The 10,142-nt window shown below is 55.8% G+C and carries 12 protein-coding genes and 1 pseudogene; 2 read left to right on the forward strand and 11 right to left on the reverse strand.

Annotated elements, in window-relative coordinates; all coding sequences use genetic code 11:
- Positions 1–452: 452 nt before the first annotated feature.
- The 5 genes and pseudogenes from BW940_RS20195 to BW940_RS21620 form a co-directional block, all read right to left on the reverse strand.
- Complete coding sequence (locus tag BW940_RS20195) at positions 453–2,153, reverse strand: hypothetical protein (protein ID WP_076610958.1); 1,701 nt, start codon at positions 2,151–2,153, stop codon at positions 453–455.
- A 188-nt stretch (positions 2,154–2,341) separates the two neighbouring features.
- Positions 2,342–2,932, reverse strand: a complete 591-nt coding sequence (locus BW940_RS20200; RefSeq protein ID WP_076610959.1) for a DUF7342 family protein — start codon at positions 2,930–2,932, stop codon at positions 2,342–2,344.
- Positions 2,933–3,001: 69 nt separating this feature from the next.
- A pseudogene (locus BW940_RS20205) lies at positions 3,002–3,730 on the reverse strand (ArdC-like ssDNA-binding domain-containing protein); the annotation flags it as partial.
- A gap of 518 nt (positions 3,731–4,248) precedes the next feature.
- Positions 4,249–4,671 carry a RidA family protein gene (locus tag BW940_RS20210; protein WP_084776844.1) on the reverse strand — a complete coding sequence of 141 codons (423 nt, stop codon included), beginning with the start codon at positions 4,669–4,671 and terminating at the stop codon, positions 4,249–4,251.
- Positions 4,672–4,798: 127 nt separating this feature from the next.
- Positions 4,799–4,948: a hypothetical protein gene (locus BW940_RS21620; protein ID WP_159440203.1), complete on the reverse strand. Its 150-nt coding sequence runs from the start codon at positions 4,946–4,948 to the stop codon at positions 4,799–4,801.
- 144 nt (positions 4,949–5,092) lie between these two features.
- Between BW940_RS21620 and BW940_RS20215 the strand changes: the two genes are divergently transcribed.
- Positions 5,093–6,064, forward strand: a complete 972-nt coding sequence (locus tag BW940_RS20215) for a hypothetical protein (protein ID WP_076610960.1) — start codon at positions 5,093–5,095, stop codon at positions 6,062–6,064.
- Between the two features lie 52 nt (positions 6,065–6,116).
- Here BW940_RS20215 and BW940_RS20220 read toward each other — a convergent pair whose 3' ends face one another.
- From BW940_RS20220 to BW940_RS20240, 5 genes are all read right to left on the reverse strand, one after another.
- A complete protein-coding gene (locus BW940_RS20220; protein ID WP_076610961.1) occupies positions 6,117–6,341 on the reverse strand; it encodes a hypothetical protein in 225 nt (74 codons plus the stop codon).
- A gap of 116 nt (positions 6,342–6,457) precedes the next feature.
- Positions 6,458–7,009 (reverse strand): HD domain-containing protein, encoded by a 552-nt coding sequence (locus BW940_RS20225; protein ID WP_076610962.1) that lies wholly within the window; start codon positions 7,007–7,009, stop codon positions 6,458–6,460.
- Between the two features lie 79 nt (positions 7,010–7,088).
- The gene (locus BW940_RS20230; RefSeq protein WP_076610963.1) at positions 7,089–7,454 is read right to left on the reverse strand and encodes a DUF7568 family protein; all 366 of its coding nucleotides are present in this window, start codon (positions 7,452–7,454) and stop codon (positions 7,089–7,091) included.
- Between the two features lie 6 nt (positions 7,455–7,460).
- Entirely contained in the window at positions 7,461–7,961 is a 501-nt protein-coding gene (locus BW940_RS20235) for a hypothetical protein (protein ID WP_076610964.1), read from the reverse strand.
- Positions 7,962–8,318: 357 nt separating this feature from the next.
- Positions 8,319–8,732, reverse strand: coding sequence for a MarR family transcriptional regulator (locus BW940_RS20240; protein WP_076610965.1), 414 nt, complete (start codon positions 8,730–8,732; stop codon positions 8,319–8,321).
- Between the two features lie 128 nt (positions 8,733–8,860).
- Here BW940_RS20240 and BW940_RS20245 point away from each other — a divergent pair, with 128 nt between their 5' ends.
- On the forward strand, positions 8,861–9,409 hold the full coding sequence (locus BW940_RS20245) for a hypothetical protein (protein WP_076610966.1): 549 nt from the start codon (positions 8,861–8,863) through the stop codon (positions 9,407–9,409).
- An 81-nt stretch (positions 9,410–9,490) separates the two neighbouring features.
- Here BW940_RS20245 and BW940_RS20250 read toward each other — a convergent pair whose 3' ends face one another.
- Complete coding sequence (locus BW940_RS20250) at positions 9,491–9,925, reverse strand: hypothetical protein (protein WP_235847874.1); 435 nt, start codon at positions 9,923–9,925, stop codon at positions 9,491–9,493.
- Between the last annotated feature and the right edge of the window lie 217 nt (positions 9,926–10,142).

The raw sequence follows: 10,142 nt of genomic DNA on the forward strand, positions 1-10,142 counted from the left end.
GCTCAAATTACCGCTTGAACAAACAACGTGAGGCGGATTTCAGTGACTCATCACGTTTCCATCGACTCTCTACAATCTGAATCGGCAACTACTGTTCAGGCGCGGGAGGATGTCAAAGAGGAGCACACTCCCGTATACCATGGAATTCGAAGAACAACTTCGGTCGCTGGAAGAACGGTATGATATCTCCGAGAGCGAACGTGCTCGGGAACTCGGACGGACCGTTGCCCAGCTGCGGGACTAACGCGTACGTCTTACGGAAGTGCGAGGAGAAAGCCTCGCCGTGAAAAGTCGAAGACGAACTTCGGGTTACATCCCCAGAAGAGCAGTGTTAACGACTCTTCGAAGGGTTGTCCTGCATACCGATCTCGTGCCACTGCAGTCTATTCGAGTTAGTCTTCCATCTCGCTGCTCCATTACCGGAATTGTCCAGAAGTGATGGCCGCGCTCTGCTAGAGCCCCACCCCGTACTCTTCGAACACGGACGCAAATCCCTCGTCGACGACCTGCTGGACAAGCTCCGCGAACGAACTTCGATTCCCCGGATCCTCAACGAGCGACCGATACGTACTCTCGAAGTGATGCCCGTGCGAGGGACGATCCTGACTCGAGGTCTCATGCGCCGTCTCATGCAGCATCACCAAATACAGGTCGTGCATCCAGACCGCACGCTGGCGACTCGTCACCGCTGAGTCAGTGATCACGATGTATGTCCTGCCGTCGGTCCAGGCATCGGCACTCGCCTCGCCGTAGTACACATCTCGCTCAATTCCAAGCTCTGCTGCCAGCACTCGAGCAAAGCGGAGATACCGTCGCTGATCAGCGTTCAACTGCGATTCGTCCTCGATGCGATGATAGCCTGTCCAGACTCCCTCTGACTCTGCTTGTTTGCCAACATCGAATGTCTCTGGCACCACTATCGATATGTTCTCGTCGCTGGCGAGGTCGCGAAGCCGCTGCGTCGCCGCATCACTCGTATCGAGGACGACATAGCCGCGTTCGACGAGTTTGTCCGCGCCTTTCTGGGTACTGTCGACCCACCCGATTTTCGGAGCTGCCTGGATTTCCTCGAGGCTGATGCGGGACTCGGTTGCCAGCTGGAACAGCTTGCGATCGGCCCACTGCTCGTCTGATGCTGATTCGGAGGCCATCGTCTCGATCATCACCTCCCGACTCTCAGCAGTCAGCCGATCGTCCGAGACCTCGGCATATAGATCGTCACGAGCCTGCTCGAGTGCACTGTCGATCCGCTGCCAGCGATCACAGCCTGACTGGATGTCGTTGCGGGCAAAGTTCAGCGTCAAGTTTCCCTTCGAGACGACGACCCCACCGAGTCCGTACTCGCGTTTCGTCGTCACGTAGAGCCCGTTGCTGTAGATGTCGAGTCCCTCGTGGGGCGTGTACTCGAGTGCAAGGATCGCATCCTCAGTTTCGCGTGTGAGCGACGGATGTGGTGAGTCAGTCACCGCCTCGAGTGGGTCGCCCTTATCGACTGACTCGCCATTGATCACGACCGAGACGCCCGTTCGGGATTGGACGTACGCGAAACGCTTTCGGAGGTCGCGAACGTAGCGCCGCCAGCGGTAGCTGTCTGGATCCGGCACTTCGTCTTCGTAGTGATCGATCTCGACAAGCATCCCCTTGAGATGATGCTCAGCGTCCACGAGTTGGCCATCGCGACCGCTGACGTCTGCCCACGGTCCCGAGTTGCGTCGATCTCGATAGTCGAAACACAGTGCGGTGTCATGACTCCAGATGCGAACCGCGCCCTTCGCGATGATCGCCCCCTTGCCGATGCCCCACTCCCCAATCGTCTCGTCGTCCGATCGCTGCTTGCTTCCCGCACCAAGCACTGAGAGGTTGCGTCGTCCCTCGGTGGACTTGAGGTCGACGCCAGCACCATCATCAAGGATGATCGATCGCTCTGGTGAGATGCTGACCAGCACACGGGATGAACCCGGACTGTCGATGCCGTTTTGGACCGCTTCACGGATCGCGTCTGTGAGATCTGCCATCTGATCCTCAATGAGGTATGTTGCGACTCGCTCGTCAGCTGTCATCGTCACGGTCTCGTCAGTCGATGGTTGACCGGTCTGCCTCGAGTCAGTTGTTTCGTTCGTGGCGAACTCTGCTAACGTCGGATGTTCTGTCATGGTGTCCACCCCTGTGGCACCACAAAAACCGAGCAAGCGGTCACCGGTCAAATCTTGACCGATGTCAGCCAGTCAAGACTGTAGCTCTCGCCTTGTCAAGGAGGGTTTGACGCCGTATCGGGATGTGATCCGAGATCGGCTGACTGCTCTTCTGGTGAAATACCGTCTGAGTCTTCGCTGGACATATATTACGCTGAGAGATCTCCAGACCCACCGGCGAACGCTCCTCGAGACGAGTTGAACTGACTTGCATCATTACCGCGTTCGCTATCCGGATCGAAGTCGTACAGCGAAAGTGCCGCCTGAGCGACTTTCAAATTCTCTTCTAATCCTCGCCATCTCGAGATCGCCGCCCATCCTTCGCCGTCATCGGCTTCGAGTTCGAGTGCGAGATCGTCCGGGTCCGTTGCACCGTACTTTTCCTGGTAGGTGCTGATCTTCTCTTTCATGTCGCGAATTCCCTCGATGAGCTCTTTTTTGGTCAGCTCTGAGTGCAATTCTTGGATCCGACTCATCGCGACGGTCTCGCGAGAACGCTTGTATCTCGTCCCCTGACCTGTGTCATCGATTTCGGCTAGACTGGAATCAGCGAGTGTTTTCAGGTGCTTTCGTGCGCTTGGTTCGCTTACGTGAGCACGCTCGGTAATCGCGCTTGCATACTGAAACGATGTCGTTGTGAGCAGGACTTCCCTGACTCGGTCGAACGGGGTTGTTTCGGCTACCCACTCCTCCATAACAGCCTCGTTGACATTCCCATCCCAGTGCTCATATCCAGTCATTGGTTTATCCTCTCTACGATACAAACGAAAATATAGTTTCCCACTAGCCATCTATATTTTTGTGATACTGTCGGTATCGATGCCACCGTGCAACAGCGCGTGAGCGTACTCGTGAACGAGTGTGACGGCGAGATCAGCCTCGTTTTTACGATCACGGACTTCCACAAGGGGCTGCTTCTCCAGGCGATACTGACAGACGCCCTTGGCGCTGCCGTGAGACCATTCTCGAGGAGACACGACCTCGACAGCTACCTCGAGTGCGGACGACGCCTCGAGGAGTGCTGGGACCAATTCGCCGGCATTGCCGTTCGCCTCGGTCTCGAGTTCCGGAAGTGGTTCACCTTCTGTCTGCGAGATATCGAAGACCGGTGCTGGTCGAAAGCCCACGAGTCCCTTGTTCCAGTCGTCAGGCTCAGTGTCGTTATACTCACAGTCACTGCGTTCGTGGTACGATGGCGAGTTCCCGCATTCAGGACACTGTTTCGCGATGATGGGTGCCCAGATCCAGATTGCTTTTTCCCCCTCACTCACGTGCCGATCGAACTCGTTCTGCCACGTTCGATAGCCAGCAACGCGCGTTGCGTGGGGACACTGGAGTTTGATCAACAGTGTATTTCGGTGCGAATAATCATGGAAGCGACTCTGGACATCCAACCACTGTTTGAATTGCTCGCTCGAGACGGCGCTATCGACCTCATCGACGAGGTCCTGGATCCATGCTTCGATCGTGCTGTGCATCTCGTCGTGCCGGGTGTCCGAATCGTCGAACGTTTCCCGGGAGCTGCTGCTCGTAGCCATGTTTGATCAGTGCTTCTCGAGTCGAATCGAACTGAACTGAACTCGAGAAGACCTCCACCCCTCTGGGGGTCTCAAAAATACACCGGCCTCGAGACAGGTGACGAGAGCGCCGGTGGGAAGAGCGCAAGCGGACTCGACCTCATATCACAGCGAAGCAGTTCCGACGACGATAACGGCCAGCGGGATGTCGACCTCGGCCTCTTCGATCCGATCGCCGATAGCGCTCGAACGGCCGTTCCGTCTCACGTGGTCATGTTCGTCATTGACTCTAGTTCCCGTGGATGAATCTGTCCGACCTCGGGCCGGTTATTGTTGCCCTGGTCACGGCAATAATTTGGGGTGGCGCCGAACTCGGGCGGTTCCTTCGCGCTCGCGGGATCCGGATTCGCTGGCACGTGTATCGTCGTGAGAGGTAGCTGACCCATTGAGTCAGTCCAAGACTGATAGCGACATCAGCTCAAACAGATTTCTGGATGGAGGACTGTGAGTCAGTTAGCTGGCCACGAAAAATAGCTTGCTTACTCGATCGCGGCAACCGCGTCGAGTTGAATACTGGCACCACCGAGCAACTCCGAGACGCCAACGACGGTTCGCGCTGGAAGCTGCTCGTCAAAGGCTTCACGATATACCTCGTTTACTGCATCGTAGTGCTTGAGGTCCGTGAAATATACCGTCACTTTGAGCACGTCATCGAGTGTTCGGCCCTGTTGAGCGAGTGCTGTCTGCAGGTTTTTAAGACTACGCTCCATCTGGACTGGCGCCGGCTGATCGCCGTCTACGACGCCATCGGTTGTTGGAAGCTGTCCCTCGATAAATAGGAGATCGGAGCTTCCAGTCGTCTGGCCATAACCGCCGATGAAATCCGTTCCAGCACGCTGCTTTCGCCCTGAAACACTTGCACGAGATGGCGATTGATCGAGGTCTATATTTGACTGTTGCACACCATAATCGAGGGGGTGATAGCGTATAAGAGTATTGTTTATATTGTGCAATACTAGCTACAGAGCGCAATTTCTGTTACATCGACCAGTCAGACTACTGTTCCCAAGAGTTAATTGAGAAGATTCTTCAATCGAAGGTGATGACAACAGCGACACAACGTCTCAGCACTACCTTGAGGATGAACTCGAGGACTGCCGTCCCAAGGACGTCGAACAGCGACTCGACGAACTGGACACGCTTGAAGAGGTGCTCTCGACGAGTCGGATCGAGAGGCACCACGGTGTACTGACGGCGCTCGCAAACGAAACGCGATACAAACTCGTGTGGCTCTTTATCATTGCCGATGGCAAATTCTGTGGGAGAGTTCTCTGCTCCCCGTCGAGAACAAGATTTAGTCGGGACGGCGCGTAACTCTCCCGTATGCCATTCAGCGTCAGTTGGCACACGCTTCTCGAGCATCTGGATGGACTGCCGGCGGACGCGACACTGATTACACCGTTGTCGCACTCTCGCATCCATATCACAGATGTCCAGGAACACCGCGTTATCGTCCAGTTTGACGAGTCCACCGAGAAGCGTCCGCTCCAATGTGAGCAGTTCGAGACACTCTATCATCAGATACAGACCTCACACAATGGGTTCAATCTCGACCGGCTCCCGCCAGATGCTGACCCGTATCCAGCGGTGTTGAGCGTTCACCCCCGGTTCGAGATCGACGAGGACGCGGGTGTGATCGCCGAGACAGACGGGCCGACGACGACCCAACTGGCCGACACAGCACATGAACCAGACACCGACGATGACCGCACCGAACCTGAGGGCCTCGATGTCTACTCGGATGCTCTGCTACTAATCGATGCACTCGAGCGCCACGATGTTACCGAGTTACCTGACTTAGAGACGGCCACGCTCGTGAATCTCTACACGTTGCTGTCGGATGTCCAGCGCGATGCCAACGACTTTCGCCAGGAGGTTGCTGACGTGCTTCTCTCCCGACTCCATCACGACCGTCCTGTTGCCAGTCAGTACGGCTCAGTCCAGCGCACAAGTCGCCGTAATCGCTCGCTCAAAGACGACGAGGAGGTCCTCTCGATGCTCAAGACAGAAGGGATCGACCGCGAGCGGGTCATGAGTGTTGACCGCCAGAAGGTCGACGAGGCACTCGAGGTGACGACGCTCACCGAATCCGATGTCTACGAGATTGATGAGAGCGAATACGTTCGTAAGGCAGAGGTCGACGAGGACGTCAAGGAGTCACGCCTCCAGGGATTGAAGGATCGACTTGCTGCCAGTGAGGAGACAGAAGCCGAGGAACTGCAACAGGAAATCGAAGCACTCGAAGACCGTATTGACGACCTCACAAGCTTCCGAGCGGGGACGGAGATACAATGACGACCGTTGGATCCCTCTCGACGCCTTGCAATCTGTCAGCAGGCGTGCTGAGTTAGTCATCATCCTGTGAGCGGAGCTCAATGGCTCTTTTTTCGAGTTGACGGAGAATCGGAACACGTTGTTGGTGCTGATTTTCGTAGGCGACGCAGGCCCGCAACGTGTCCATGTCGTAGATTGTCGCGATACTGGCGTCGATAAGTCGCGGATTCGGTGGCTCAAGGCGCTGTGCTGGTGAGAGATTGTTCGAATCTTGGGAGTGCTCTGGGGTGTTACTCATTGGATGGTGCCTCTACTCCTGTTGAGGCACAACAAACTGTGCCGATGCTCTCAAGATTCGCAGTGAGTGAGCAGACGGTACTCTCTACAGTAAGTACCTACCGTTCGGTGCAGCGGTCATACGGTTCGAAGGTCGTCTGTCGCTTGTGACCGGATGGCGGCTGCCGCAACTTCGTCGGCCCGCTTGATGAGTTCCGCTTCGATCGTCGCCGGCTCGACCGTCGTTCGGCTTGTATGGGAGAGCACGATGTGTGCCAGTTCGACTGGCAAGTCCGCTGCTGCAACGACGTAGACACCGTAGTAGGGATGTCCGAGCAGGTTGTAAACCGGCGTTTCAGTCATCCCGTCGAATTCGGCGAGTTTGCTCACGTCGTGGATGAGTGCACCAGCAACGACAGTATCCAATGAGAGCGTGACCTCGCGCCGCTCGAGGAGCGTCTCTGCAAGCGTGACGGCACAGGCAGTTACGTCCCGAACGTGGCTTACCAGCCGTTCGTTCTCCAACCCTAACGCACGCTGTGTTGGGGGCAGCCACGGTACCTCGGTGAGGTCGTCAATGTTATTCTCTTTGATGGCCATCGCCCACGCACTGGCGACGCCCGCTCGAAGGTCGTCGTCTTCGATTACCTCGAGTTCGGGAAACGCGGCCTTGACTACATCCTCGCTCATACCTCTGGTATCAGTATTGATCAATAAAATACCCGCCGTGCAGTGATGCTCACTTCGCAGCTTGCGCTCTCACCTGTTGCTACCGTTCTGCGCCATAGACGATCTGCGAGGGAGCTTCGTAACCACAGTCATGACAATCGAACCATCGCTGGACCTTCGCACCAGCGGCAGATTTCTGGCCGACGATGACATCGTCGTTTGGACACTCTATACACGAGAGTTCGGGGGCTGGTCGGTCCCGAAGTGCATCCCGAAAGCTGGTCGCTTCTTTGGTCTCGAAGCCTCGCGACCAGACCGGATAGCCGTTGACGAGGATCGCTGCCCGCCACTTGTACGCGTAGGAATCCGGCGCACGATGCAGAACGGCTCGCGCTCCAGTCTCTGTGTTTCGATATGCTAGCGTGGGTGTTCGACTCTCTCGCGTCCAGTTAGGTATTCGTGGCATGGTCACTCAGAAATGAACGTCTGCCGGCACGATCCAGCACGTCTTGTTCTCTCTATTCTCCTCGAGGAGGCGATCGAGGTGTCCGCGATGGCGAATGCCTGTCGCGTGCTGATCATACAAGCAGATCGACGGACCACGGGAGGCACCGACGCGCTGGAAGGCGTGCCGAGCGAGGCCCTTATCGCGCATGATCTCGTCGTCGCTGTGTTCCTCGAGTGCGATTTTCACCTGATTCAGATTGCGCTGGAACTCTTTCTTGATGGTCTCCCAGGCCCGCTCGAGGAGTTCTTCGCCTTCCTCTGATGTGATGGGCACAGCCGTCGGCAGGTCACCCCACCGTGCTTTTCCAGCCACTGTCGTGTCCACTTCGTCGAAGGTGACGTAGTAGTCGAATACTGCACAGGACTGCGGCTCTGCACCGACTAGTTGATCAAACACCGTCTGTCCAGTTGAAAGCGCTTCTTCTGCTGTCGATGCCTCTACCAGTGCGTAGATGATCATATGCATTTTTCTCACCTTAGTTCGCCGACGCCTTGGTCAGTGTTCGTCTGTTTCTGCTCAGTGCGCCGGGACCCATCACCGGCGCAAAAAATCACTGTTGGAGCGCGCATCTCTCAAGGGGGTAGAGCGATCTGGATCGATACTGGCATCGACAGCGATCGTCAGACCGTCTGACTCGGCGGTAGCATCGAATCAACGTGAATGCCTTCGGAACTCATATCTCCGGCTCGAGTGGAAAAACTCACATCCTCCAAGAGCACCGTTGCTGTCTCGATTTATTTTCTGTCTGCGTTAGTTTGTGGCAGAGCGGGAGTTCACTGACAAACCCCGAGTTGGGGTCAGAGTCGTTGACAGCTTGAACAGCTACGACTCGGCAGGTCGTGGTGCATTCTCGTACTTAATCATCTTCTCAGGCTTGTCTGAGATCGTCTCGTAGATCCGTTGTAGCGTCTCCTCGGCTGCGAGGAGATTGTGATTGTCAAGAAACTCACGTCCCTCCTCAGAGAGTCCGTAGAACTTCCACGGGTATCCTTGCCTGCGTTCGTTGTCGTCGAGGGCGACCTCTTTGACGATACCGGCGTCGATCAGCTTTTGAACGTGTTTATAAACGGTGGCGTCGCTAACACTGGGGTTGAGCTCCTCGAGTTCGTACATCGATGGGAGCTGATCGGGATGCTGGAGGATGTTGTTGACGAGGGCGAATCGCGTCTGCTGGGTGACGAAGTGGACGAGTTCACGAGGTTCCATCTCCTCTGCTGCCCCATGTTTGGTACTCATACCATATGATACACGACACGGCGACAAGTAGTTTACTCTTGGGTAAACTACTCTACAGTGAATCACACGTTCTTGAGTAGGTAATTTACTTCATAAACCATATCTCTCCGCCATGAGAAGCCTTCAGTATGACTGACGAGGAGTCGCCTGTTCCTGATGACGTTCTCAAAAGTGCCAAAGATCAACTTGACGAGGAAGAAATAACGCTGGCCAATAACGAAGAGATCCTCCACGCTCTGAGTGAGTTGACCCCCATCTACGAGAACGACCGGTCGTACTTCGTGCTCGGGAACTACGATCGGGAGCCAATCCGACGGCTGAACCTGGTGATTGACCGTCTCAACCGTCGCACCGATGTGTACGCGTTCCGGATGGTCGACATCCGTGGAGAGTGGGATAACAGCATTCAGAAATTCTGCCTGATCGCCGATATCGTGACGTACCTCGTTGGTGTCGCGGAAAAGGAGCCAAGTGACTTCCTTGTCGAACAGGGATTGCTCGTCGGTACGACCGAGTACTTCGCGAAAAGTCACGTTCTCAAGCGGAAGTATGAGGACGAGGAGTATCCGTTCGGTTGGATGCAGGACGGTGTCTTCGAGCTGTTTGATCGAGAAGAACGGCTGTATCAGTGGCGTACCGAAGAGGACCTTGTCGACGTGGCGGGCAAGCTACCGTGAGGTAGGTCTTGAGCAGTCAGATTAACCAATATCCATGCTACACCATCGCCGCCTGTTGGTTAAGACACGGCGCGTAGCAATTCACTCTGGGTTTGGCCCGTAGCGCGGCACCCCGCAGATCTGGCATTCCCAGATTGCGTGGCCGGTCCAAGTTTCGTTGGGAAGCAATTGATGATCGCTGAATCGATGGTCGGTTGTCTGTCCGCACTGGTGACACTCGAGGCGTTCTTTGGTCGGAATTCCACTGTCCTGATTCTCAGTTTCACGCTCATGAGGTGCCTGCTGGAGGGCAATTGCAGGGACTAACCACGCATCATCACCGGCGTTGTCGAGCAGCGTCGTGAGTCGCTGCTCGTCGCGAATACCAGTCCCACCTTCGTCGTAGAGATACGTTGTCGGCTCGTGGTCACTATCTGTGGCTGGTTGGGTTCGATCATCCAACGCTGTTCGATCGCGGGCTGCCGCGAGAAGCTGCTCACCGTCAGCAGATTCGATCTGGACTGCAGGGGGAAGCACAGGCCACCGATCGGTCAATTGGGCTGCGGGCTCGTCCTCAAGCTCGTAATTGACGTCCTCCTGCGCCTAAAGTCGCAGGAATCCCGCGGTACTGCACCGCTGCGTTGGGAATTTCAGGTTTACAACCCTACCAGACACCAATCCAGTTAGAATCTGAATGGTGCCCGCGGTCTTGCGGGTGGGGTCAACTGGGAGCGCCAAACCCCCGGTACTCCTA

Source organism: Natronorubrum thiooxidans (genome assembly GCF_900156475.1).
In the GTDB taxonomy this organism is placed as follows: Archaea; Halobacteriota; Halobacteria; order Halobacteriales; family Natrialbaceae; genus Natronorubrum; species Natronorubrum thiooxidans.

Excerpts from the sequence above, each read along its gene's own strand:
- BW940_RS20200 (WP_076610959.1), bottom strand. The coding sequence starts at position 2,932 with ATGACTGGATATGAGCACTGGGATGGGAATGTCAACGAGGCTGTTATG.
- BW940_RS20225 (WP_076610962.1), bottom strand. The coding sequence starts at position 7,009 with ATGAGCGAGGATGTAGTCAAGGCCGCGTTTCCCGAACTCGAGGTAATC.
- BW940_RS20220 (WP_076610961.1), bottom strand. The coding sequence starts at position 6,341 with ATGAGTAACACCCCAGAGCACTCCCAAGATTCGAACAATCTCTCACCA.
- BW940_RS20195 (WP_076610958.1), bottom strand. The coding sequence starts at position 2,153 with ATGACAGAACATCCGACGTTAGCAGAGTTCGCCACGAACGAAACAACT.
- BW940_RS20245 (WP_076610966.1), top strand. The coding sequence starts at position 8,861 with ATGACTGACGAGGAGTCGCCTGTTCCTGATGACGTTCTCAAAAGTGCC.
- BW940_RS20230 (WP_076610963.1), bottom strand. The coding sequence starts at position 7,454 with ATGCCACGAATACCTAACTGGACGCGAGAGAGTCGAACACCCACGCTA.
- BW940_RS20240 (WP_076610965.1), bottom strand. The coding sequence starts at position 8,732 with ATGAGTACCAAACATGGGGCAGCAGAGGAGATGGAACCTCGTGAACTC.
- BW940_RS20235 (WP_076610964.1), bottom strand. The coding sequence starts at position 7,961 with ATGCATATGATCATCTACGCACTGGTAGAGGCATCGACAGCAGAAGAA.
- BW940_RS20215 (WP_076610960.1), top strand. The coding sequence starts at position 5,093 with ATGCCATTCAGCGTCAGTTGGCACACGCTTCTCGAGCATCTGGATGGA.